A 24301-nucleotide genomic window follows, 5' to 3' on the forward strand; every position below is an offset into this window, starting at 1 on the left:
GACCCGGGGGCGCCGGCACGTGCGCGCTGGGAGCGTGGGGACACGTCTACAGGAGGTGTCATGACCAACCCCGCCCTCGCGGCCGTGGAAGAGCGTGCCGAGGAGATCGCCGCGCTGGCCGAGTCCAACGAGCGGCTCGGCCGTCTCGACGACGCAGCGGCCAAGCTGCTCCGCGAGACCGGTGTGATGCGCATGCTCCAGCCGGCGAGGCACGGTGGCGCCGAGGCGCACCCGCGCGAGTTCGCCGAGACGGTCATGCGGATCGCCTCGCTGGACGGCTCCACCGGGTGGGTCGCCGGCATCGTCGGCGTGCACCCCTGGGAGATGGCGATGTGCGACCCGGACGTGCAGGAGGCGATCTGGGGCGAGGACCAGGACACCTGGATCGCCTCGCCGTACGCCCCGATGGGCACGCTGCGGCCCGTCGACGGCGGCTACGTCTTCAACGGCCGCTGGCAGTTCTCCTCGGGCACCGACCACTGCCGGTGGATCTTCCTCGGCGCGATGCTCGCCGACGCCGACGGCAACCGGGTCATGCCGCCGCAGGCCTACCACGTGATCCTGCCGCGGTCGGACTACGAGATCGTCGAGGACAGCTGGGACGTCGTCGGCCTGCGCGGCACCGGTTCCAAGGACGTCGTCGTCACCGACGTGTTCGTCCCCGAGAACCGCACGATGTCCTTCGCCGGCTTCCTCGACGGCTCGCACCCGCGCAACGCCGGCCTCACCAGCCCGACGTACCACATCCCGTTCACCACGGCGTTCCCCATGGGCATCACCAGCGCGGTCGTCGGCATCGCCGAGGGGGCGCTCGCGGCGCACCTGGCCTACCAGCGCACCCGCGTGCAGGTGACCGGCACCAAGATCACCGACGACCCGTACGTGCTCTCGACCATCGGTGCCGCCGCCGAGGAGATCAAGGCCTCGCGGACCGCGGTGCTCGACAACGTCAGCCGCTTCTACGACGCCGCCGAGGCGGGCCGGCGGATCAGCTTCGCCGAGCGCGCGGCGTCGCGCCGCACCCAGGTCGCGGCCGCGTGGCGCGCGGTCCGCGCCATGGACGAGGTCGTCGCACGGTCGGGCGGCAACGGCCTGCGGATGGACAACCCGATCCAGCGCTTCTGGCGCGACGGCCACATGGGCCTCGCGCACGCGATCCACGTGCCGGGCCCGGTCAACCACGTCTCCGCGCTGACCGACATCGGCGTGACCCCGCCGCCCGGTCCGCTCCTGTCGATGATCTGAGGCGGCGACCCGAGGTGACGACGCGATGACCGACGTCCGCGGCCTGGGCTACCTCCGCGTGCAGACCACCGACGTGCCCCGGTGGCGCGAGCTCACGGTCGAGGCGCTGGGGCTGGCGGAAACCGGTGGCCCCGACGCCGACGGGCTCTACCTGCGCATGGACGAGCGGGCGGCACGACTGGTCGTGCTGCCCGGGGCGACCGACCGGGTCCTGGCGGTCGGCTGGGAGGTGCGCGACCAGTTCGCGCTGGCGCGCGTCGGGCGGGCGGTCGAGGCCGCGGGGTTCGGCGTCACGGAGCTGACCCAGGCCGAGTGCGACGAGCGCGCGGTCGAGGCGGCGATCCTCCTCGAGGACCCCAGCGGGACCCCGGTCGAGGTCTTCTCCGGCCCGGTGCTCGACCACGACCCGGTCCGCACGCGGTGGATGCAGCGGTTCATCACCGGGGACCAGGGCATGGGCCACGTCGTGCTCCCGACCACCGCCATGGACGACACCCTCTCCTTCTACACCGAGGTCCTCGGGTTCCTCCCGCGCGGCGCCATCCGCGTCGCCGGGCCGCGGCCGCCGGCCGGCCAGCCGCCGCGCCGCGTGCGGTTCCTCGGCGTCAACCGGCGCCACCACAGCCTGGCGGTCTGCCCGGCCCCGCACGGCGAGGCGCCCGGGGTGGTCCACCTGATGGTGGAGGTCGACTCCCTCGACGCGGTGGGCCGGGCGCTCGACGAGGTGAACCGCCGCGGCTTCTCGCTGTCCTCGACGCTGGGCCGGCACACCAACGACAAGATGGTGTCGTTCTACGTCCGCGCCCCCGGCGGATGGGACCTGGAGTACGGCACCGAGGGGGCCCTCGTCGACGAGGACTGGTACACCGCCGAGGAGATCACCGCGGACTCCTACTGGGGCCACGACTGGTCCGGCTCCGAGCCCCTCGCGGCGTTCTCGCCCCGCGCCAGGTGAGGCCGGTGGCGGTCCGTTCACCCCGGGACGCCGTCCCGGCCGGGGCGGCGGCGGACCCCGCGAGGACGCAGTGCCATCCTGCGCACGACCTCATCGACAGGAGCCACCCGTGACCGAGCGACCCGTCCTGACCGCCACCCCGAGCAACGCCGGGGTGGACGCGGCCGTCGCCGCGGCACGCCGCGTGGTGGCCGCCCTGCTGCACGCCGGCGGGTCCTCCCCGGCCGAGATGACGGAGGTGGCCGCCCGGCTCACCGAGGTCGCCGAGCACCTCGAGCAGCACGCACCGACAACCGAGCAGCGGCTCGTCGACATGTGGGGCGGCGAGGGCGTCACCCGGCACGACCCGGTCACCGGGCCGGAGAACGCCGTCGCGCCGCCGCTGCCGCTGCGCGGCCTGCCCGACGGGTCGATCGAGGGGCGGGCGACGCTGGGACTGCCGTACCAGGGGCCGCCGGGCTGCGTGCACGGCGGCGTCTCCGCGCTGCTGCTCGACCACACCCTCGGCGTCGCCAACCACTGGGCCGGCGTCTCCGGGATGACCGGCACCCTCACGCTGCGCTACCACCGGCCGACGCCGCTCTTCGAGGAGCTGGTCGTGCGCGCCCGCCAGGTGTCGGTGGACGGGCGGAAGATCCGCACGACCGGGGAGATCGTCGCCGGCGGCGAGGTCTGCGTGTCTGCCGACGGGCTGTTCGTCGACAAGCACCTCCCGCGCCCCGGCCGAGGCTGAGCGGTGCACGCGGAGCGTGAGCCGCGTCTCACCCAGCGGTAGGCTGGCGGAGGTCCACGCGCGGGGGCGCGGAGGATGGGGGTCCCGATCCACCGAGGGGGAGACGTGCCACGAGTCGCGGAGGACCGGCCGCCCGCCGAGCCGACGTCGCGCGAGCAGAAGGAGCGGTACGCCCGCATCCTGCGCGCCGCCGCCCGCCACGGCGCGGCCAAGGGACTCGAGCGCGTGCAGATGCACGACATCGCCAAGGACGCCGGCGTCGCGATCGCGACGCTCTACCGCTACTTCCCCTCCAAGACCCACCTGTTCACCGCGCTGATGCGGTCCCAGGTCGAGGGCCTGGCCGCCATGGCGGTCGAGCGGGTCCCCGGTGAGTCGCCGGAGGAGGGCATCGCCCGGGTGCTGGTCCGGGCCGGGCGCGAGCTGCTCGGCCGCCCCCTGCTGGCGCACGCGATGATGCAGTCCAACAACGCCACGGTCGCCCAGACCCCGTCCGCCGGGGTCACCGAGGTCTTCATCGACCTGATGCTCGACGCCGGCGGGATCGCCGAGCCGACCGCGCACGACCTGCGCCTGCTCGGCCTGCTCGAGCAGGCGTGGTACGGCATGATCATCTCCGCGCTGAACCGCGGCACCGACCCCCTCGAGCTCGAGCGGGACACCGCCCTGGTCGTCGAGCTCCTCCTGCGGGGCCGGGACCAGGACGGCGCCGCCGGCGGTCGCACCACCGACGACGCCGCCTGAGGCGCCCGGGGGGCGGCTAGGCCTCGAGCGCGATCTCGCGCCGGACCACCTTGCCGGTCGCGTTGCGGGGCAGCGGGCTGCGCGCCACCTTCCAGCGGGTCGGGACCTTGAAGTAGGCGAGCGCGCCGGCGGCGTGCTCGCGCAGCCGCTCCTCGAGGCCCTCGAGCTGCGCGCCGGCGGTCGGCACGACGACGGCGCCGACCTCCTGGCCGAGCTCGGCGTGGGTCACGCCCATGACGATGCACTCCGCGACGTCCGGGTGCTCGGCGAGCACGCCCTCCACCTCGGCGGGGTAGACGTTCTCGCCACCGCGGATGATCAGGTCCGAGCGGCGGCTGCTGAGGCTGATCCGCCCCGCCTCGTCGCGCACGCCGAGGTCGCCGGTGTGCAGCCAGCGGTCGGCGCGGATCGTGCGCTCGGTGGCCTCGTCGTCCTCCCAGTAGCCCAGCATGTTGTAGGCGCTGCGCACGCAGATCTCGCCCTCGACCCCGTCGGGGACGGGGCGGCCCTGGCCGTCGCGCACCTCGAGCTCGACGCCGACGATCGGGTGCCCGAGCGTGCCGGGCGCCTCGGCGAGGTCCATCGGGTTCGCGGCGGCGACGGCGGTGCAGGACTCGGTGAGCCCGTAGCTGTCGACCAGCGAGGAGGCGAACGGCAGCTGGGTGCGCAGGCGCTCCTTCAGCTGCGGGGAGGAGGGCGCCGAGGCCAGCGCGAACGCCCGGAGCGAGGAGGTGTCGTACGGCGACAGGTCGGCCTCGAGCAGGCGCGTGGCCATCGTCGGGACGGCGCCCCAGTTGGTGACCCGCTCGCGCTCGACGAGCCGCATCACCGGGTCGACCTTGAACGCCCCGAGGTGCAGCGCGACCTTGCTGCCGGTGGCGAGGCGGGGGAGGGCGAGGTTGTGCAGGCTCGCGATGTGGAACAGCGGCATCACCAGCAGGTAGGTGCGATCACGCGGGTCGGTCGGGTCGCCGAAGGCGGCCATCAGCGCGTCGTTCATCCGGTGGTACTCGACGACGGAGAGCAGGTTGCGGTGCGAGTGCGTGGCGCCCTTGGGACGGCCGGAGGTGCCCGAGGTGTAGAGGATGACCGCCGGGTCGTCCTCGGCGACGTCCGCCGAGGGGAGCGGTGCGTCGGGGTACGCCGCGGCCAGGCGGCGCACATCCTCGAGCCCGAGGACCGGCAGGTCGACGTCGTCGGTCGCCGCGATCTCGGCGAGCTGCGCGCGGCGCTTGTCGTCGGCGACCACCAGCGTCGGGCGGGCGTGGGTGAGGCCGTAGGCCAGCTCGCGCGTCGACCACCAGGCGTTGAAGCCGACGGTGACCGCGCCGATCGAGGCGGCCGCCCAGAAGACGAGGATCCACTCGAGGTTGTTGGCCGACGCGATCGCCACCCGGTCGCCCTGCCGCACGCCGTGGTCCTCGCGGAGGGCGCGGGCCAGCGACGAGACCATCGCCGCGTGCTCGGCGAAGCTCACCTGCTCCTCGAGCGTCGCGACGTACGTCCGGTCACCGTGGACGACCGACTCCGCCAGGACCTCGTGCAGGGCCCGCTTGCGGTGGGCGAACAGCGTGACCGGGGCGCCGAGCACGTCCTCGCGGACCAGCTCGAAGGGCGCACCGGGAGCGGTCAGGCCCGTGACCACCTGTCGGGCGGCGAGTCGGGGGTCGGTCTGGGTGGTCATGCGTTCTCCTGGCGGGCTGGTCCGGCGACGTCGGTACCAGTGTCGTCGCGCGCGTGACGGGGGCCACAGGCGACGTACCGATGAGCGGGACTCGCCACGGGCACGCCTGGCGCGCGGGAGGCAGTCCCGGTCACCGGGACCGTCCCGGATCGGGTGGTCCCGGTCACACCCATGCTCTGCCACCAGGTACGAGTCCCCACCGACGCCGGACCGGCGGAGGCCCGGGGACGTCCGCTCGCTCGTCGCACTCGGGAGCGCGACCCATGCCGGTCACCGGCTGCCACGCACGACGTACGGCAGCCCACCCGGCCCCTTTCCCCGTCTCTGCAGCACCCCTGCAGCACCGCTGCACCCACCCCAGCCCTGTCGCCGTCGGCGGCCGGCGAGAAGGAGAACACCCAGATGCGAAACCTCAGGAGCGTGCGCGCCGCCCGGCTGGGCGTCGCCGCCCTCGCCCTGGCGCTCACCGCCACCGCGTGCGGCTCGGACCGGAGCGAGGAGGACGGCAGCCAGGCGAGCGCAGGCGGCTCCTCGGAGTCGGCGGCCACCTCGGCCACCGCGTTCGGCGACCTCGAGTCCCCCTGCGGGGAGGGCGACGCCGCCGGCGCGACCGACCAGGGCGTCACCGACGACGCGATCACCATCGGCTACGGCGACGACCGCGGGTTCGCCGCGGCGCCCGGCCTGAACCAGGAGATGGGCGACGCGGTCAAGGCGATGATCGCCTGGTGCAACGAGCAGGGCGGGATCAACGGCCGCGAGGTCGTCGGCAACCAGTACGACGCCGCGATGACCAACGCCGCCTCGGTGGTCCAGAAGTCCTGCAAGCAGGACTTCATGCTGGTCGGCCAGGGCTTCGCCTACGACGAGGCCGCCGAGCAGTTCCGCGTCGGCTGCGACCTGCCGACCGTCGCCGGCTTCGTGATCGGCCCGAACTCCGCGATGGGCCCGGACAAGTTCGAGCCCGTCCCGCTGCCGGTCGACCGCTACAACTCCGCGATGCTCGCCTCGGCCATGGAGGTCTACCCCGAGCTCAAGGAGGCCGCCACCGGCCTCGGCTCGACCTCCCCGGCGATCTCGCAGGGCGTCAACAAGGTCCTCGACGCGATCGGCAAGCTCGACGGCAACGTCGTCGACTGCGGGGTCACGATCAACCAGGACGGCGAGGCCAACTACGTGCCGTTCGCCGAGAAGCTCAAGGACTGCGACGCGAAGGCGCTGTGGATCACCAACACCCCCACGCCGATCGCCTTCGGCCTGCTCGAGGCGCTGCAGCGCGTCGACGCCGGCAAGAAGTACGTCTTCGAGTCCACCTGGTACGGCGACGTCACCAGCCAGTGGAACGCCCAGTCGGGTGCCGCTGACGGCCTGCTGACCGGCCTGGTCTTCCAGCCGATGGAGAACGCCGACGCGGTCCCGGCCGTCCAGGACTACCTCGACGTGGTCGTCGACGGCGCCGGCGCCAAGCCGGGCCTGCTGGGCATGCAGGCCGTCTCGGCCTTCCTGCTCTGGGCCGACGTGGCCAAGGACTGCGGCTCGGACCTGACCCGCGAGTGCATGGTCGAGGGCCTGTCGGGGGTCCACGAGTGGACCGGTGGCGGCCTGCACGCCCCGGCCGACCCGGGCGCCAACATGCCGCCGAGCTGCGCGCTGGTCGTCCAGCTCGAGGGGGACACCTTCGAGCAGGTCTACCCGGAGACCAAGGGCGAGTTCAACTGCGACGACTCCTACGTCCTCGAGACCGACCCGGCCAACTCCGGCGTCACGCTCAACGAGGACCGGCTCTCCACCGCCTTCCTCAAGTAGCCCTTCTCGTCGCGTCGCGGCCGGTCGCCCTCCGGCGGCCGGCCGCGGCACGACCAGCGACCTGTCCGAGGCGACCTCCGAGGTGAGCCCCGCATGACCCTCTTCCTGACCTTCACCGTCCTGGGCCTGGTGCTCGGCTCGGTGTACGCCATCGCCGCCTCCGGGCTGGTGCTCACCTACAACACCTCGGGCATCTTCAACTTCGCCCACGGTGCGCAGGCCATGATCGGCGCGTTCCTCTACTACCAGCTCCAGGTGGTGTGGGGGGTCCCGACGCTGCTCAGCGTGCTGGTGCTGCTCCTGGTCGTCGGACCGCTCATGGGCTTCCTGCTCCACCGCTTCATCATGGGCGGCCTGCGCGACACCGCGGAGGTCACCAAGATCGTCGTCACGGTCGCGATCCTGCTCGGCTTCGTCTCCCTGTCCCACTGGGTCTGGGACCCGCAGGAGGCGCGGATGTCGAAGATGTTCTTCGGCGCCGACAGCTACGTCACCGTGGGCGGCGTGGTCATCCGGTACCACGAGATCATCTGCCTGGTCGCCGCGGCGGCCATCGCCGTCGGGCTGCGCCTGCTCTTCACCCGCTCCCGCATGGGCGTGCTGATGCGCGCCACCGTCGACGACCCCGACCTGCTGCGGCTCAACGGCCACGACCCCGAGCGGATCGCGGGGCTCGCCTGGGCGCTCGGCTCGACCCTCGCGGTGCTCGCCGGCATCCTGATCACCCCGGTCGCCGGTGGCGCCCTCGAGGCCAACGCGCTCACGCTGCTCGTCATCGACGCCTTCGCCGCCGCGCTCTTCGGCCGGCTGCGCAGCATCCCCCGCACCTTCGTCGGCGCGGTCGTGCTCGGCCTGGCCAGCACCTACCTGGTCGCCTACGCGCCGTCGGAGTGGACCTGGATCACCAACCTGCGCGACGCGCTGCCGATGATCATCTTGTTCATCGTCCTGCTGGTGCTGCCCCAGGACCGCCTCCGCGGTGCCGCGGTGCGCACCCGCGAGCGCTACGAGGTGCCGACCGTGCGGCGTGCGGCCGTCTGGGCGGGCGTGATGGTCCTGCTCACCGTGGCCTACCGCCAGCTCATCGACGACTCCAGCGTCGGCACGCTGCTGCTCGGCCTCTCCTTCGCCATCGTGGCGCTCTCGCTCACCCTCCTCACCGGGTACGCCGGCGAGCTCAACCTCGCCCCGATCGCCTTCGGTGCGATCGCCACCATCGTCGCCTTCCACAGCGGCATCGACGGCGAGGGCCTCGACGCCCGGATGAGCGTCGTGGGACTGGCGCTCGGCGTGCTGGCCGCCGCGCTCACCGGCGCGGTGGTCGCGCTGCCGGCGCTGCGGCTGCGCGGGCTCTACCTCGCGCTGGCCACCCTCGCCTTCGGCGGCATCGTCTCCTCGATGGTGCTGCGCGAGACCCAGACCCGGTCCTGGTTCGGGCACGAGATGGCGCTGTTCCCCAACGGCAACCTGATCGTCTCCCCGCTCGCCGTCGGCCCGCTGGACCTGGGCGACCAGGACACCTTCCTCTACACGGTCGCGGCCGTCTTCGCCGTGCTCGGCGTCGGTGTCGTCGCGCTGCGCAACAGCGGCTACGGCCGACGGCTCGCCGCGATGAAGGACAGCCCGGCGGCCGCCGCGATGCTCGGCCAGCGACTGGTCCGGCTCAAGCTCTCGGTCTTCATGATCTCCACGGGCATCGCGGGCCTCGGCGGCATCTTCATGTCGATGGCGCTGACCTCGGTCACCTCCGAGCACTTCGTCTACACGCTCAGCCTGTCGCTGGTGATGCTGACGGTCGTGGGCGGCATCGGCTACGTGAGCGGGGCGCTCTTCGGCGGCCTGCTCGCCGGCGGCGGCTTCGCGCTCATCGTCGGCACCTTCAACGAGCTCTCGATCGACCACCCGGTGCACGCCGAGACGTTCGGGATCCTCTCGCACCTGTTCCTGGTGGCCACCGCGCTCATCGGCATCGGCGTGGGGGACAACCCCAGCGGCAACTTCCACCAGATCTTCCACGGGCAGCGCCGGCTCGCCCGGGCCCCGGAGGCGCGGTACGCCGCGGTCGCGGTCACCGCCGTCCTCTACGCCCTGGCCTACGCCGAGGTGATCGGGACCTGGACGTTCACGATCGTCGTGCTGGTGCTCTGGATGGCGCTGCCGGCGCTCGCCACCGCGCTGCGCCCGCACCGGATGCTGACGCCCGAGGCGCTGGCCGCCCGGCGGTCCGCGCCGCCGGAGCTGGTCGGCATCGACGAGCCGTACCCGCCGGTGCTGGCCGAGCACCTGGACCGCGAGCTCGGCCTCCCCGCGCGGCACCGCGCGCTCCCCGTCACGGTCGCGGTGCCCGCGCCGACCGGGCCCACCCGTCCCGCCGCCACGCCCGAGGAGGACACCCGCCATGTCCCTGCCTGAGACCACCCTCGCGCCGCTGCTGCGCACCGACGGGATCGTGGTGCGCTTCGGCGGCAACACGGCCGTCAACGACGTCGGCATCGACATCCACGCCGGCACCGTGACCGGGCTGATCGGCCCCAACGGCGCCGGGAAGACCACCCTCTACAACTGCATCACCGGCATGCAGCGGCCCGACGCCGGCCGGGTCACCCTCGACGGGGAGGACATCACCCGCACGCCGCCCGGGCGCCGGGCCCGGATGGGGATGGCGCGCACCTTCCAGCGCCTCGAGCTGTTCCTCTCCCTCAGCGTCCGCGACAACATCCGCGTCGCCGGGGACATCGTCAAGGCCAACACCCGCCGCAAGCTCGACGTCGAGGCGGAGACCGACCGGGTCCTGGAGCTGACCGGCCTCACCGACGTCGCCCACCTCGACGTCTCCGACATCCCCACGGGCCGTGCCCGCGTGGTGGAGGTGGCCCGCGCGCTGATGACCGGTCCGCGCCTGCTGCTGCTCGACGAGCCGGCCTCGGGCCAGACCGAGCACGAGACCGAGCGGTTCGCACAGATGCTGCGCGGCCTGGCCGACGACGGGCTGGCGGTCTGCCTCGTCGAGCACGACCTGCCGCTGGTCATGGGCCTGTGCTCCCGCATCCACGTGCTCGACCACGGCGTGCTGATCGCGTCCGGCACCCCCGCGGAGGTCCAGGCGTCGCCGGCCGTCATCGAGGCCTACATCGGGACGGAGGCCGTGGCGTGAGCACCAGCACGGACCAGCCCGAGCCGACGGTCGTCGCGACCGTCGTCCCGGAGTCCCCGGCCGTCGAGCTGGTCGGCGTGCGCGCGGCGTACGGCGCGATCGAGGTGCTCAAGGGCGTCGACCTCACGGTCCCAGCCGGCTCCGTCGTCGCGCTGCTGGGACCGAACGGCGGCGGCAAGACGACCACGATGAAGGTCGTCAGCGGGCTGATGCCCCTCACCTCCGGTGAGCTGCGGCTCTCGGGGCGCAACGTCACCGGCATCACCGCCACCGAGGCGAGCCGGCTCGGCGTCTGCTCGATCCCGGAGGGGCGCGGCATCTTCGCCAACCTCACCGTCCGCGAGAACCTCTGGGTCGCCACCGGCACCGGGACGCGGATGGCCGAGATCGAGGAGGTGGCGTACCGCCGCTTCCCCAAGCTCGGCGACCGCCGCAACCAGCTCGCGGGCTCCATGTCGGGCGGCGAGCAGCAGATGCTCTCGCTGGCCCGTGCCCTCGGGACCGACCCGGCCCTGCTCCTCCTCGACGAGCTGTCGATGGGGCTGGCGCCGATGATCGTGTCGGAGATGTACGACATCGTCGGCGGCCTGGCGGCGGAGGGGATCTCGATCCTCGTGGCCGAGCAGTTCGCCCGCGTCGTGCTGCCGATCGCCGACACCGCTGCACTCATGCTCGGCGGCCGCGTGGTGGAGGTCGGGACCCCGGCCGACATCGAGGCCGAACTCTCCACCACCTACCTGGGAGGCTGACCCATGCTCACCGAAGAACGCCGCGCCGAGTTCCACCAGCAGGTCGCGGACCACAAGCTGAAGGCCGACGGCTCGAAGTCGGACCGTCCCCTCCGGATCATCGGCATCCTGCTGATGCTCGGCGGCGTGGTGGGCGCGTTCGTGTCCTACAACGCCTCCCTGGCGCAGTCCGACCTCCGCGACATCACCTCCAGCCAGATCCTGGCCATCTCCTGCTTCACCCTCGTCGTCGTCGGCGCCGCGCTGTACGTCGCGACCGCGGTGGCCCGCGTGCTGCGGCTCTGGCTGCTGCGCCAGCTGGTCGAGGGCCAGAACCAGGCCGACCAGATCACCACCGCACTGCGCGAGCGCGCCTGAGGTGGCCGCGCTCGACGACGCGACCGGGATCGCACGGGCCGTCCGCGCGGGCGAGGCGGACCCCCGGGAGGTCGTCGAGCGCGCGATCGCCCGGATCGAGGAGCTGGACGGCACGCTGAACGCCGTCGCCCACTCCCGCTTCGAGGAGGCGCTCGCCGAGGTCGACGCGGGCCTGCCCGACGGGCCGCTGCGAGGCGTGCCCGTGCTGGTCAAGGACCTGTACGCCGACGTCGCCGGCCTGCCCTCCACGCGCGGCAGCCGGCTGTGGGCCGACCACGTGCCGGCCGCCGACAGCGAGCTGGTCCGGCGGTACCGCGCGGCCGGCGCGGTCGTGCTGGGGACCACCAACGTCCCCGAGCTCGGCCTCAACGCCAGCACCGAGGGAGCGCTCCTCGGGACCTGCCGCAACCCGCGTGACACGGGCCGGTCCACCGGCGGCTCGAGCGGCGGCTCGGCGGTCGCGGTCGCCACCGGGATGGTGCCGGTCGCCACCGCCAGCGACGGGGGCGGGTCGATCCGGATCCCGGCCGCCATGAACGGCCTCTTCGGGCTCAAGCCCGGTCGCGGCCGCGTCAGCCCGGCGCCGTACCCCTCCCTGCTGGCGGGGCCGGTCAGCGTGCACCACGCGCTGACCACCACCGTCCGCGACAGCGCGCTGCTGCTCGACCTGACCCACGGGTCCCTGCCCGGCGACGCGTTCGGGGCGCCGACCCCCGCGGCCTCCTGGGTGGAGCTGGCGGCGCGCGCCCCCGGCCGGCTGCGGGTCGGGTTGGCGGTGGCGCCCGGCGACGGGGAGCCCGCCCACCCCGAGGTGCTCGCCGTGCTCCGCTCGGCCGCCGACCTGCTCAGCGACCTGGGCCACGACGTCGTCGAGACCGTCCTGGACCACGCCCTGGCCGACTCCCAGGGCGGGGGAGCGGCGCTGATGGGCGCCGGCCTGGTCGCCGCGGTGGACGCCCGGCTGGCCGAGCTCGGCCGCGGGCTGCGTGAGGACGACCTCGAGCCGTTCACCCGGCTCCTCCTCGAGCACCACCGGTCGACCACGACCGGCGCGGACGTGGTCCGGGCGCTGGAGACCGCGCAGCGGGTGGGCTGGCGGCTCGGCCGCCAGCTGAGCCGCGCCGACGGCGGCTTCGACGTGCTGCTCAGCCCGACGCTCGCCGAGCCCGTCCCGGCCCTCGGCGTGCTCGACACCGCGCGGCCGGAGACGATCTGGGAGCACGCCGGCAGGTACGCCGCGTTCACCAGCGTCTACAACCTGACCGGCCAGCCGGCCATGTCGCTGCCGCTGGGGACCGACGCCGCCGGACTGCCCGTCGGCGTGCAGGTCTCCGCCGACCTCGGCCGGGAGGGGCTGCTGCTCGCGCTGGCGACCCAGGTCGAGGCGGCCGCGCCCTGGCAGCGGCACGCTCCGACCCCGGAGGCCTAGGAGCCGGCCCCGCACGAGCCGCTCGCCGGCCCGAGCCGCCGGACCGGTGCTTGCCGCGCACGGGGCACGTCTGCCAGGGTCGCCGACGGGGGGAGGAGCGACTGCTCGTCCTGGGGATGGTGTCGTGCTGCCGTGCGCACACCTCGACGCGGAGGGACAAGGGTGGACACGACCCGGGTGCACCGACCTGTCCCGGTGGTCGCCGACCAGAGGGTGTTCGGCGAGGTCGTCGCCATGGCGCTCGAGGGCCGGGGCGTCCCGGCCACCGTCGAGCCCTGGCGGGCCGGGCTCGCCGACCCCGTGCCGCACGACCCCGGCCGGGTCGGCGCCCTGCTCGTCGCGGCCGACGACGCGCTGGCCCTGGCCGGGGCGGTGGCCTTCGTCCGGCGGTCGACGTCGAGGTGGCTCGTCGTCACCACCGGACCGCCGGGGCCCCGGTGGGGAGCCCTGCTGCACGCCGGGGCCTGCGAGGTCGAGGACACCACCGCGGACGTCGACCGGCTCGTCGAGGCCGTGCGCGGGGTCATGGTCGGCGCCGGCTCGCGGCACCTCGCCACCGTCGGCGCCTTCCGGCGGTGGGCCGTGGAGTCGCCGTCCTCCGCCGTCCTGCTCGAGCGGCTGACCCGGCTCGACTGGCACGAGCGGCACACCCTGCGCGCCCTGCTCGAGTCGCGGTCGGACGCGGACGTCGCCGCGCTCGTGGCGCTGGCCGCCGGACCCGACCCGGCCGACCGGCCGGCGGTGTTCGAGACGCTGCTGCGCACCCTGGGGGTCACCACGACCACGGCCGCCGTGGCGGCCGTCCGGAGGCTCGAGCACTCCTGGGCGGGCCCCACCCGGCACGGGTGAGCGCCGGTCACCCGCTCGGCGGCACCCAGCCGACGTGGTGGGCGAGACCGACCGCGGCCAGCTGCGAGGACACCTCGAGCTTGGCGAGGATGGACTTCACCTGGGTGCGCACGGTCGCCTCGGAGACGAACTTCTCGGACGCGATCTCCCGCACGGCCTTCCCCTGCACGAGCAGCGCGAGGACCTCGCGCTCGCGCTGGGTGAGCCGGTCGAGACGCTCGCGGGCCTGCTGCTTCTCGCTGCGCTGGTCGTGCCAGAGGCGCAGCAGCTCCTCGCGCTCGGCGACGTCGGTGACCGGGAGGCCCTGGACCAGGCGGCGCACGGTCGCCAGGATCTCGGTCAGCGGGCGCGACTTGCTGATCACCTTCCGCGCACCCAGCCGCAGGCACTCACCCCACCGCCCGCGGTCCGGGCTGGCCGTCACCACGACGACGTTCACGCCGGCCCTCGCCAGCGGGCCGATGAGGCGGGCGGCGTCGCCCAGCCGGCCGAGGTCCAGGTCGAGCAGGACCACGCGCGGCCGGGTGCCGAGGACCGTGGACAGGATCGAGGCCATCGAGCCGCCGTCGTCGGGGATCGGCACCCGCCGCACGTCGTACCCCTCGACGGTGAGCACCATGTCGAGGGAGTCGGCGAAGAGCGTGTGGTCCTCGACCAGCGCCACCCGGGTGGCGTTCCGGGTGCCGCTGCTCACGAGGCCCGCTCCGCGCTGCCGCCCTCGCTCGACGCCGGCGCAGCGGGCAGGGTGAGGACGAACGTCGCCCCGCCGCCCGTGCGGGTCTCCAGCCGGAGGTCGCCGTCCTGCTCGTTCATCAGCCGGAGGGCGATGTTCAGCCCGATGCCCTGGCCCGACGAGCGCCGGCCCCGGTGGCCCCAGGCGAACACCTCCTCCACCAGGCCGGCCGGGACGCCGGGGCCACGGTCGCAGACCTGGATCTCCACGTCGTCGCCGGTCGAGCGGGCGTCGATGGTGACGTCCGTGCCGGCGTGCTGCGCGGCGTTCTCGAGCAGGATGTTGACGACCTCCACGAGGTCGTCGGGGCGGCACCGGACCTGGAGGCCGCTCGGCTGCCAGTGCACCTGGCGGCCCCGGGCCCGGTGGGCGGTCACCAGCGGCTCGAGCGCCGTGCCCAGGGCGACGTCCTCCAGCGGGCCGGTGCGGCGCCGGTCCACGAGCCGCTGCAGGCGCGCCATCTCGGCGTCGACCATGCGCTCGAGGTCGCGGCGGCGGGCCTGCGCCGGGAGCTCGCCGGAGTGCAGCAGCCGGGAGGCGTGGGCGATGCCGGCGATCGTGGCGCCGACCTCGTGCAGCCGGGCCCGGTCGGTGCGGACGTCGGCCTCGAGGTGCTCGACCCGCTCGTGCAGGCCCCGGATCGCTCCGCGCTGGCGCTGCAGCTGGTGCTGCAGCAGCGCGAGGCCGGCGGTGACGAGCACGACGCAGCCCGAGACGGTCAGCAGCACCGACGCGCCGTCGCCGACCGCGCCGCCGATGCGCGTCGGGGCGCTCAGGAGGTGGGCGCCCGCCAGCAGCACGACGGCGGCCGCGACGCGGGCGCGCACCCAGAGCGGGGAGCGGGGGAGCCGGCCGATCAGGACGGCCCCCACGAGCTGCAGGAGGACGAGCACGACCGCCGCCCGCCGCAGGGACGCCTCGGTGAGGTCCATCGAGGGCAGCTCGAGCACCCCGCCGCGGACGAACGTCGTGAGGAGGCCGCAGAGCAGGCCGAGGACGAAGGGGTCGACGCGCAGCACGTGCCGGGCGGCGAGCACGGTCACGACCACCACGACGAGCTGGACGCCGAGGTCGACCATGGCCAGCCACCCCGCGTGCTGGGCGGCGGCGCCGGGCTGGGCGAGGTGCACCGCCGACGCCCCGAGTCCCTGCGCGCCGACGAAGGTGACCCCGGCCGCGAGCCACCCGGTGGTGCTGTCCTGGCTCATCCGCCAGCTGATGTAGAACAGCAGGCCCGCCGCGAGGACCGACGGGTAGACGCACAGCTCGTGGGCGAGCGCGGCGTACCGGACGCTCCGGCTGGCGGGCACGAGCAGGTAGACGACCGGGAGCGGCGCGACGACCAGCACGAGGACGGTCAGCACCTGCCCAGCGGCCCCTGGTCCGCTGCGCATCCTGGACGACGTCGTTCCGGTCCTCATCTCCCGCCTCCGCCGGTGTGCACCGAGTGGACGCTGGAAGCCCGAGCTCACAGCTACCGACGCTGCCCCCGCGAGAAGGACCTGACTGCTTCCCCACCACGTGATCGGCCTGCTCATGACGAGCAACCGTCGTCATGTCCAGTCCGTGCGTCAGATGATCGTGTCGGGTATACCGCAAAGTGGGGAACTTCACACTCTCTGGTTGACGAGAACCGGAGAACTTCCGGCCCGGCCCGCGGCCGTAGCCCGGCCGGAGCTCGAGCAAGAGCCCCGGCCGGGCCCACCAGCCAGCCGTTGTGACGGCCCGGGCGCTGGGCAGGCGAGCCGCCCTCGGGGGTGGGGGTGGGGCGGTCGCGGCGCGGGCGGTCCTGGCTGGTGGGCCGGCTCCGACGACGATGCCGCAGGCGATCACCCCTCCGCATCACTGATTTGAGGGAGCAGTGGTCGTCGGTCGGCGGCGCGGGGCAGCGGCGTCCCCAATACGGGGGAAGAAGGTCCGGCAGCGCTGCCCGGGCCGGAGGTGCGACCCGACGATGGCGGCTCCCAGCGAGAGGAGCCTGTCGTGCTCGACCGGACCCACCAGGTGGCCACCACCGAAGACGTCCACCGCCGCCGACGTCGCCGTGCGCGGGCGGTCGCCGCGCTCGCCATCGTGGTCGGCCTCGTGGCCGGCGGCCTCGCGGGGACGTGGTGGGGCCTCCGGCAGGCCGAGGTGCACGAGGCGTCCTCCGTGGTGCTGGTGAACCCGCTGGAGGGCAACCCGTTCAGCCCGGACGGGCGCGGCGACGAGCTGGTGAACCTCGAGACCGAGGCCCAGCTGGTGCGCTCCGACGTGATGGCGGAGCTGGTGGGGGCCGCGCTGGGCGAGGACGCCGGCACGCTGCTGGCCGGCCTCTCGGTCTCGGTCCCGCCCAACACCCAGCTGCTCGAGGTCTCGGCGCGGGCCGGGACGCCCGAGGAGGCCGCCCTCCGGGCGCAGGCCTTCGCCGAGACCTACCTGGACTTCCGGCAGAGCCGCACCGAGTCCACGCGCTTCGACCGCGCAGCCGAGCTCGAGGAGCAGATCCGCGACCGGCTCGCCGAGCAGGAGACCCTGTCGGACCAGCTGGCCGCGGCACCGCCGCGGACGTCGCGCTCCGCCGTGCTCACCGAGCAGGTCGTCAACATCTCCGCCCAGATCGACGAGCTGCGGGCGCAGCTCGGCGCGACGCGCGGCTCCACGCCGGACCCCGGGCAGGTGGTCACGCCGGCGGTGGTCGGCAGCACCGGCCTGCCGGGCGGCACCGTGACCGCCGCCCTGCTAGGCGCTGCGGTCGGCGGCGTGCTGGCCTGGCTCCTGACCGCCGGTCTGGGCCGGGGCGGCCCGGCCGGGGCGGTCGACGCAGCCGGCACCGCCGGGGGGCCCGGCAGCTCCGGCAGCGCCGGCGGCCACGCCGGTGCGGTGCCGGGGGTCGCGGCGCGCCTGCCCGCCCCGCTGCTCGGTGCGGTCCCGGCCGCGGCCTCGGCCGAGGCAGCCGTGCCGCTGCGGGCCGCGCTCCTCGCCGCCGAGCGGGCACGCCCGCTGACGGTCCTGCTGAGCCACCCGAGCGGCGCGGCCGGGTCCGCCAGCGCGGTGGGCCTCGCCCGGTCGCTGGCCGCGGCGCACCTGCGCACCGTGCTGGTCGACGTACGTCGCCCGCTGGGCCCTCCGGGTCGCGGGCTCGCCGACGTGCTGCGCGGTGACGCCTCGGTCGACGAGGCGGCGCTGGGGGAGGGGAGCCACCTGCGGATGCTCGGGGCGGGCACCACGCCCCAGCACCTCGACGACCTGGCGGCCAGCCCGGAGGCGGCCCGCCTGCTCGAGCAGCTGCGCGCCGACGCCGACGTGCTGCTGGTCTGCACCGGTGGCCCGGCCGAGCCCCGGACCCAGGCGCTCGCGGCGCACGCGGACACGGTCCTCCTGGAGGTCCACGAGCAGCGCCTCGGTCCCGACGAGCCGACCGGCGTGGGCGACCTCGAGGCCGACGTCGACCAGCTGCGCCGCGTGGGGGCGCCCTCGGTCCTCCTGGTGCTGGTGACCCCGGCCTCTGCGCGCGCAGCGGCCCCCGAGGCTGTGGCACCGGGGACCACCGCGCCTGCCCACGAGGCGTCTCGGGCGCGGTCGGGGGTGATCGCCCGCTCCTGGCGGCGGGTGCGCCTGGGGGTGTCCCGAGTCGTGACCGGTCGCGCCGCGCCGGTCGCGGCCGCGGCGACGGGTCCGGGTGCCGCGAGCTCGCGGGGGCCCGGGAGCGTGCGGTGACGCAGGGGGCCTCCGAGCACCTGCGGCAGGTCGCCCGAGGGGGCCTGGTCGGCCTGCTCGGCTCGGCGTTCGCCGCCGTCTGCGGGCTGGCGCTGACCGTGCTGGTGACGCGCGGGCTCCCCGCCGGCGAGGCCGGGCTCTTCTTCGCGGTGGTCGCCCTCTTCGTCATGGTCGCCACGGTCTCCGGGCTGGGCGTCGACACGGGGCTGGCGCGGTTCCTCCTGCGCCTCGAGGCGCAGGGGCGGGGGCAGGACGTGCGCCGGGCCGTGGTGGTGGCGGCCGTCCCGGCCGGGCTCGTCGCCTGCGCCGTCACCGTGCTCGTCATGCTCCTCGCCGGGCCGATCGCGTCGGGAGCCGGCCTCGGCGACGAGGGCGCGACGGTGGTCCGGCTGGCCGCGCCGGCCCTGCCCTGCTGCGTCCTCGCCGACGTCATGCTCGCCGCGACCCGCGCCTTCGGCCAGATGGGCCAGACCGCGGTGGTCGACCGGGTGCTGCGTGCCGGCGCCCAGGTGGCGGTGGCGGCCGTCGTGCTGTCGGCCGGAGCCGGGCCCGCGGCGCTCGCCCTGGGCTGGTCGGCGGTCTACGCCGGCTCGCTGGTCCTCGCCGCGGCGGCGCTGCGGCGGTGCCTCCGCGCCCGACCGAAGGGCGCGGCGACGGTCCCCGAGCGGTCGCTGGCCCGGGAGTTCTGGTCGTTCACGTGGCCCCGCGGCGTCGCCGGCCTCGCCCAGGTGGCGGTGCAGCGCGCCGACATCGTGCTGGTCACCGCGCTCCTCTCGCCGCTGCACGGTGCGCTCTACACCGCCGCGACCCGCTTCGTCGCCGTCGGGCAGATGGCCAACCAGGCCATCCACCACGTGCTGCAGTCGCGCTTCACCCTGCTCCTGCTCCGCCGCGACGACGACTCGCTGGGCCGCACGTTCTCGGTGACCACGGCCTGGGCGGTGCTGCTGGTGTGGCCGGTCTACCTCGTCGTGGGCGCAGCGGCGCCCGTGTACCTCGCGATCTTCGGCGAGGAGTACGTCACCCGCGGCGCCGTCGTCACGGTGGCGGTGATGGCCTCCACGATGCTGCTGGCGGTGGCCTCCGGGCCGGTGGACACGCTGCTCCTCATGGCCGGCCGCAGCGGCCTCAGCATGGTCAACGGGCTGGTCGCCCTCGCGGTCGACGTCGCGGCGTGCCTGGTCCTCGTGCCCCGGGTCGGCATCGCCGGTGCGGCCCTGGCCTGGGCGCTGGCGCTGGCGGTCCGCTGCTCGCTCGGCGTCTGGCAGGTCCGCCGTGCCGTGGGGCTGACCCGCTCGATGTGGGCCGCACCCGCGCTCGCCGGCGGCGCCGCCCTGGCCTGCTTCGGCGTGCCCGGCCTGCTGCTCGCCCTGCGGGGCGACCCCTCGCCCGGACCCGTGCTCCTCGTGGCCGTGGCCGGCTCCGGCGCCTACGCGGTGCTGCTGGTCGCCCTGCGGCGCCCGCTCGGCCTGGGCGAGGCGGCGGCCGCCGTACGCCGCCGGGCCGGCCGCGAGGCAGCCACCACCCCCACCGCGACCGCCGGCGACCCGGCGCAGCCGCACCCAGGAACCCCGCCGCTCCCGACCGGGGGCGGCACCCATCCAGACGACCGGATCCCCGGCGCGGCACCCACCCGGGTGTCCGGCGGGGGAGCGGCGCGACCGAAGGAGAGTGACGAGCCGTGCTTGCTCGAGACCTGACCCGGCAGCTGGGCGACCACCTGTCCCCGCGCACCACGAGCCGGCTGCGGGCCGCGCTGGGGGCATGGGGGTGGCTGACCGCACCGGTGCGGATGGAGCCGGACCTCCTCGTCGTGGGGGCCCAGCGGGCCGGCACGACGACGATGTTCCGGCTGCTGTCCGAGCACCCCGACCTGGTCCGGCCCACCGTGACCAAGGGCACCAGCTACTTCGACGACGAGTACCAGCGCGGTCCGCGCTGGTACCGCTCCCACTTCCCGGTCAGCGCGCTCGCGGCGCTGGCCCGGCCCGGCCGCGACCTGCGCGCCTTCGAGTGCAGCGGGTACTACCTCTTCCACCCGCTCGCCGCCGAGCGCATCGCCCGCGACCTGCCCCGCGCCCACGTCGTGGTGCTGGTCCGCGACCCCGTCGAGCGGGCCCGCTCCGCGCACCGGCACGAGGTCGCCCGCGGGTTCGAGTCGCTGCCGTTCGACGCCGCCGTCGCGGCGGAGGAGCAGCGGCTGGTCGGCGAGGAGCAGCGGCTCGTCGACGAGCCGGGGTACCGCAGCCACGAGCACCGCCACCACGCCTACGTCGGCCGCGGGCGGTACGCCGAGCAGGTTCAGCGCCTCGTCGACGCCCTCGGCCGCGACCGCGTGCACGTGGTCGACGCCGACCGGTTCTTCGCCGACCCGGTCCCGCAGTTCGTCGCGCTCCAGCGGCGGCTGGGCCTCTCGGTGTGGGTCCCCGCAGCGGTCGAGCGGTGGAACGCCCGCCCGGCCGATCCGCTGCCCCCCGACGAGCACGCCGAGCTGCTGCAGAGGTTCGCGGACTCCGACGCCGCGCTCGCCGACCTGCTCGGCGAGGAGCCGTCCTGGCGCACCGCGGCGGTGACCCGATGAGCACGCTGACCACCGCCCTGCACCGCTCCAGGGTCCGCGGCCTGCGGCACCGGATCGGACGACGCATCCACGACGGCACCGCGGCGGGGACCGCAGCGGTCGGCCGCGCGCCGATGCCGCCGCCGATCAAGAAGGCGCTCTCGGTGGCCGTCTGGCACCAGGGCACCAGCCGGGTCCCGCTCGCCAAGGTGCTCCTGGGCGGCCAGAACGGCCTGCCCGCCTCCGCGGTCGCGGAGGCCACCGGCGACCTGCTCTGGGGCTCGCGCACGGTCGCGGAGGGGCCGCACGCGGCCCTGCTCCGGGCGGGCCGGGAGCGTCCGCTCACCGACGAGGAGGTGCTCGGGAGCGAGTACGCCGCGCTCGCGCGCGCCTGCATCCGGGTGTCGGGGCAGTACTTCGGGGCCACCGACGACGCCGGCGTGCTCGAGATCGCCCGGGAGTTCCTCGCCCGAGCGGCGGACGCGACCGACCTCGGGACGGCCGAGCGCGAGCCGACCCGGCCGAACCAGAGCGCCGCCGGCTCGCCGGTCCTGCTCGCACCGGTCCGGGACTCCGACTGCTACCAGGTCGTGGACGGCCACCACCGGCTCGCCCTGGACGTCGAGCACGGAGCGGTCGCGGTGGAGGCGCGCGTGCGCCGGCTCGCGGTCAGCACCCCGCTGCAGGACGTCCTGGACTCGATGTCGTGGATCGGTGGCGAGCACGAGCTCTACCAGCCCGTCGACGCCCCCGAGCTCCGCCGGTCCTGGCGGGTCGTGCGGCGCTGCACCGACCGGCTCGAGGCGATGTCCCCCCTGCTGGAGGAGGTCGCGGCGGGCAGCGACCACCCGACGTACCTCGACGTGGCCGCCTGCTACGGCTGGTTCGTCAGCGAGGTCGGCAAGCGGGGCTTCGAGGCCGAGGGCATCGAGCGGGACCCGGCCGCGCCGGGCCTCTCGGCGGCGCTGCACGGCACCGACCCCGGGAGCATCCACACCGGCGACGCCGTGGACTTCCTGCGCGGCGCCGAGCGCCCGTGGGACGTCGTGTCCTGCTTCAGCCTGCTGCACCACTTCGTCCTGGGCCGCGGCACGTCCTCGCCCGAGGAGCTGGTGCGGCTGCTCGACCGCGCGACCGGGCGCGTGCTCTTCCTGGACACCGGGCAGGCGCACGAGCAGTGGTTCCGCGAGTCGCTCCCGGAGTGGGACGCCGAGCACGTGCGCTCCTTCCTCGCCGAGCACGGGACCTTCGACCGGATCATCGACCTGGGTCCCGACAGCGACGCCGTCGCGCCCTACGAGCGGAACTACGGCCGTCACCTCTTCGCCTGCGTGAGGGACCGGTGACCGGCCCGGCGGCGCGGCCGGCCTCGCCGGTCCCGCCGCCGGACGGGGCGCTGGTCTCGGCGTTCCGGTCGTTGTGGCCCGCGGCGACGCTCACCGAGGGCCCCTCGGGGGCCTGGGCGCTCGTGCCGAGCGCCCGGACGCCACGCCTCGTCGTCCCCGTCGGCTCGCGCAAGGCCGCCGCCCGCTCCCTGTGCCGGTTCAGCACCGACACCTCCGTGCCCCAGGCGGTACGTCGCGTCGCCGGCGCCGCCGTCGTCGGCACGACCCGGGGCGCCCTGCTCGGCACCCGGGTCGAGGTGACCGGCGCCTCGGAGGACTCCTTCGCCCGGCACCTCGAGGAGCTGCTGGGCCACCCGGTCGTCTTCTCGGTCGGCGTGGGCTCGGAGCGGGTCAACCGGAAGCCGGTGCTGCAGGTCTTCGACACGTCCGGGCACACGGTGGCCTTCGTGAAGATCGGCGACTCCGAGGTGTCCCGGGTCGACGTGGCGGCGGAGGGCGCTCACCTGCGTCGGGTGGGTGCCGTCCCGTTGCGGCTCCTCCGCGTCCCGCGGGTGCTGCACGAGTCGGTGTGGCACGGCCGGGTGGTGCTGGTCCTCGAGCCGCTGCCGACGGGTCGGCCGCGGCTGTCCCCGCTGCCCCCGGCCCCGCCGGCGGAGGCGATGGCCGAGCTCGCCTCGGCGTTCGCCGAGGCGCCGGGGACCCTCCCGTCGCTGCCCTGGTGGGCCCGCCAGCGTCGTGCGGCGACGGGTTTCGCCGACCCGGGCTGGTGCCGGCGGCTGCACGACGCGATGGACCGCGTGGAGGACGCGTCGGGCGACCACGTGTGGTCGGTCGGCGCCTGGCACGGCGACTGGACCCCGTGGAACATGGCGCGGGCGCGGGGGCGGGTGCAGCTGTGGGACTGGGAGCGGTTCGAGACCGGCGTCCCCCACGGCCTGGACCGGCTGCACTTCGCGGTGAACGTCGCGACCACGCGGCGCGGCACGACCCCGGCGACCGTCCTGCAGGCGGTCACCGCCCCGACGACGGCGCGCGAGGACCGGCCCGGGCCCCGTGGCGTGCTCGCTGCGGCGTACCTCGTCGCGGTCACCGAGCGCTACCTGACGCTGGCCTCCTCCGCCCAGGGAGCCGCCATCCGCGACCGGGGGCTCTGCACGCTGACGGCGCTCGAGGACCTCCTCGACCGGTGACCGGTCCGAGTGGGTCAGCGCTGTCAGCTCCGTCGAGCGCCGTCAGCGCTGTCAGCGCACCCACCAGGCGCGCGGGCTGCTGAGCAGCGTCTCCCGGAAGGCCTCCTGCTTCGTGCGGGTCTCCAGCGGCCACGAGCCGATCGAGTTCAGGTAGGAGTCGAAGTAGGTGAACGCGACCCCGCCGTAGTGGACCAGGTCGGCGTAGGTCTCCTGGATCCACCGGGGCTCGACCTCCGCGGCGGTGTCGGTGATGCCGGTCTCCGCCAGGCCCCAGGCCACGTCGTGGGCCGCCGCCCAGGCGGCGATCGGGGCGAAGTACTCCGCCCCCAGGTCGGGCCACTCCAGCTCGGTCCGGCCCCCGCGGGTGACCCCGACGTCGTTGTAGACGTCGAAGCCGGCCAGGTCGATCGTGACGTCGCGCGGCCACACCCGCTCCAGCGAGTACTTCTCCTCGCCGTACATCTGGTTCCAGCCGGTGAGCACGACCGTGAAGCCCACGTTGTCCGCCAGCCCGCGCACCAGCGGGGCCAGCCTCTCCTGCATCCGCCGCCAGTCCTGGATGTCGCCGTCACCCTCGGGCTCGTGGTGGAAGGCGACCCACACCGGACCGGGGAGGCGGTCGAGGCGTCGTGCCACGCGACGGGCCCAGGGGTCGCCGTCGCCGGCGGCCATCGCCGCCCAGTCGGTGGGGAGCTTGAAGCTGATCCAGGGCAGTCGCCCGCGGCGGAGGTCCTCACGCGCGGTGCGGACGGCGCGCCCGACCTGCCCGGGGGTGTAGAACGTGCGGCGGATGCCCAGCGGGCGCCCGGCCGCGGCCTCCAGGGACGTCGGCGGGGTGTTCGCGCCGTGCGTCGCCCCGACCAGCGCGCCGCAGGTGGGCAGCCCCCGGGCGGTGAGGGGGCAGTCGACGCCCGGCCCGGCCTGCGCGGCGGGTCCGGCGTCCGTGGTGCCGGGGGCGGGCGCGCCGGCGCGCGGCACGCCGGGGGAGGTCGCGAGCAGCGCCCACAGGACGCCGGCCGCGAGGACGGCGGCGAGCGCGGTGGAGGCGCGTGCGGAGATGGCCACCGG

20 protein-coding genes are annotated in these 24301 nt (G+C 75.0%); 16 read left to right on the plus strand and 4 right to left on the minus strand.

What is annotated here, in order from left to right:
• The first annotated feature begins 60 nt into the window (after positions 1–60).
• From AB0N29_RS19355 to AB0N29_RS19370, 4 genes are all read left to right on the plus strand, one after another.
• Positions 61–1245: an acyl-CoA dehydrogenase family protein gene (locus AB0N29_RS19355; RefSeq protein ID WP_302267048.1), complete on the plus strand. Its 1185-nt coding sequence runs from the start codon at positions 61–63 to the stop codon at positions 1243–1245.
• Between the two features lie 25 nt (positions 1246–1270).
• Positions 1271–2200 carry a VOC family protein gene (locus tag AB0N29_RS19360; protein ID WP_364869405.1) on the plus strand — a complete coding sequence of 310 codons (930 nt, stop codon included), beginning with the start codon at positions 1271–1273 and terminating at the stop codon, positions 2198–2200.
• Positions 2201–2309: 109 nt separating this feature from the next.
• Complete coding sequence (locus tag AB0N29_RS19365) at positions 2310–2933, plus strand: PaaI family thioesterase (RefSeq protein WP_302267046.1); 624 nt, start codon at positions 2310–2312, stop codon at positions 2931–2933.
• A gap of 105 nt (positions 2934–3038) precedes the next feature.
• Positions 3039–3677, plus strand: coding sequence for a TetR family transcriptional regulator (locus AB0N29_RS19370; RefSeq protein ID WP_302267045.1), 639 nt, complete (start codon positions 3039–3041; stop codon positions 3675–3677).
• A gap of 16 nt (positions 3678–3693) precedes the next feature.
• On the opposite strand, the gene AB0N29_RS19375 is transcribed toward AB0N29_RS19370, so the two are convergent.
• Positions 3694–5361, minus strand: coding sequence for a class I adenylate-forming enzyme family protein (locus tag AB0N29_RS19375; protein ID WP_364869410.1), 1668 nt, complete (start codon positions 5359–5361; stop codon positions 3694–3696).
• Between the two features lie 402 nt (positions 5362–5763).
• Between AB0N29_RS19375 and AB0N29_RS19380 the strand changes: the two genes are divergently transcribed.
• From AB0N29_RS19380 to AB0N29_RS19410, 7 genes are all read left to right on the plus strand, one after another.
• Complete coding sequence (locus AB0N29_RS19380) at positions 5764–7167, plus strand: ABC transporter substrate-binding protein (protein WP_302267043.1); 1404 nt, start codon at positions 5764–5766, stop codon at positions 7165–7167.
• Positions 7168–7260: 93 nt separating this feature from the next.
• On the plus strand, positions 7261–9579 hold the full coding sequence (locus tag AB0N29_RS19385) for an ABC transporter permease (protein ID WP_364869413.1): 2319 nt from the start codon (positions 7261–7263) through the stop codon (positions 9577–9579).
• Positions 9566–10321, plus strand: coding sequence for an ABC transporter ATP-binding protein (locus tag AB0N29_RS19390; protein ID WP_302267041.1), 756 nt, complete (start codon positions 9566–9568; stop codon positions 10319–10321). Before AB0N29_RS19385 ends, AB0N29_RS19390 begins: the two co-directional genes overlap by 14 nt.
• Positions 10318–11070: an ABC transporter ATP-binding protein gene (locus AB0N29_RS19395; RefSeq protein ID WP_302267040.1), complete on the plus strand. Its 753-nt coding sequence runs from the start codon at positions 10318–10320 to the stop codon at positions 11068–11070. The genes AB0N29_RS19390 and AB0N29_RS19395 overlap by 4 nt, the downstream gene beginning before the upstream one ends.
• Positions 11071–11073: 3 nt before the next feature.
• Positions 11074–11427 (plus strand): hypothetical protein, encoded by a 354-nt coding sequence (locus AB0N29_RS19400; RefSeq protein WP_364869417.1) that lies wholly within the window; start codon positions 11074–11076, stop codon positions 11425–11427.
• Between the two features lies 1 nt (position 11428).
• Positions 11429–12856 carry an amidase gene (locus AB0N29_RS19405; protein WP_364869420.1) on the plus strand — a complete coding sequence of 476 codons (1428 nt, stop codon included), beginning with the start codon at positions 11429–11431 and terminating at the stop codon, positions 12854–12856.
• 162 nt (positions 12857–13018) lie between these two features.
• Complete coding sequence (locus AB0N29_RS19410; protein ID WP_364869423.1) at positions 13019–13705, plus strand: hypothetical protein; 687 nt, start codon at positions 13019–13021, stop codon at positions 13703–13705.
• A gap of 7 nt (positions 13706–13712) precedes the next feature.
• Here the strand turns inward: AB0N29_RS19410 and AB0N29_RS19415 are convergent, their stop codons facing one another.
• Together AB0N29_RS19415 and AB0N29_RS19420 are read right to left on the minus strand one after the other, a co-directional pair.
• Positions 13713–14399: a response regulator transcription factor gene (locus tag AB0N29_RS19415; protein WP_302267036.1), complete on the minus strand. Its 687-nt coding sequence runs from the start codon at positions 14397–14399 to the stop codon at positions 13713–13715.
• Positions 14396–15802, minus strand: a complete 1407-nt coding sequence (locus tag AB0N29_RS19420) for an ATP-binding protein (protein ID WP_364869427.1) — start codon at positions 15800–15802, stop codon at positions 14396–14398. The genes AB0N29_RS19415 and AB0N29_RS19420 overlap by 4 nt, the downstream gene beginning before the upstream one ends.
• A 619-nt stretch (positions 15803–16421) precedes the next feature.
• Here AB0N29_RS19420 and AB0N29_RS19425 point away from each other — a divergent pair.
• The 5 genes from AB0N29_RS19425 to AB0N29_RS19445 are packed head-to-tail and all read left to right on the plus strand — an operon-like array spanning position 16422 to position 23233.
• Positions 16422–18137 (plus strand): hypothetical protein, encoded by a 1716-nt coding sequence (locus AB0N29_RS19425; RefSeq protein ID WP_364869430.1) that lies wholly within the window; start codon positions 16422–16424, stop codon positions 18135–18137.
• Positions 18134–19837, plus strand: coding sequence for a lipopolysaccharide biosynthesis protein (locus AB0N29_RS19430; RefSeq protein ID WP_364869433.1), 1704 nt, complete (start codon positions 18134–18136; stop codon positions 19835–19837). The genes AB0N29_RS19425 and AB0N29_RS19430 overlap by 4 nt, the downstream gene beginning before the upstream one ends.
• The gene (locus AB0N29_RS19435; protein WP_364869436.1) at positions 19819–20718 is read left to right on the plus strand and encodes a sulfotransferase; all 900 of its coding nucleotides are present in this window, start codon (positions 19819–19821) and stop codon (positions 20716–20718) included. The genes AB0N29_RS19430 and AB0N29_RS19435 overlap by 19 nt, the downstream gene beginning before the upstream one ends.
• On the plus strand, positions 20715–22043 hold the full coding sequence (locus tag AB0N29_RS19440; RefSeq protein ID WP_364869439.1) for a methyltransferase domain-containing protein: 1329 nt from the start codon (positions 20715–20717) through the stop codon (positions 22041–22043). The genes AB0N29_RS19435 and AB0N29_RS19440 overlap by 4 nt, the downstream gene beginning before the upstream one ends.
• Positions 22040–23233 (plus strand): hypothetical protein, encoded by a 1194-nt coding sequence (locus AB0N29_RS19445; RefSeq protein ID WP_364869442.1) that lies wholly within the window; start codon positions 22040–22042, stop codon positions 23231–23233. The genes AB0N29_RS19440 and AB0N29_RS19445 overlap by 4 nt, the downstream gene beginning before the upstream one ends.
• A gap of 51 nt (positions 23234–23284) precedes the next feature.
• Here AB0N29_RS19445 and AB0N29_RS19450 read toward each other — a convergent pair whose 3' ends face one another.
• The gene (locus tag AB0N29_RS19450; protein WP_364869445.1) at positions 23285–24298 is read right to left on the minus strand and encodes a hypothetical protein; all 1014 of its coding nucleotides are present in this window, start codon (positions 24296–24298) and stop codon (positions 23285–23287) included.
• Between the last annotated feature and the right edge of the window lie 3 nt (positions 24299–24301).

The sequence above is a fragment of the Nocardioides sp. NPDC092400 genome, from assembly GCF_040684155.1.
In the GTDB taxonomy this organism is placed as follows: domain Bacteria; phylum Actinomycetota; class Actinomycetes; order Propionibacteriales; family Nocardioidaceae; genus Nocardioides.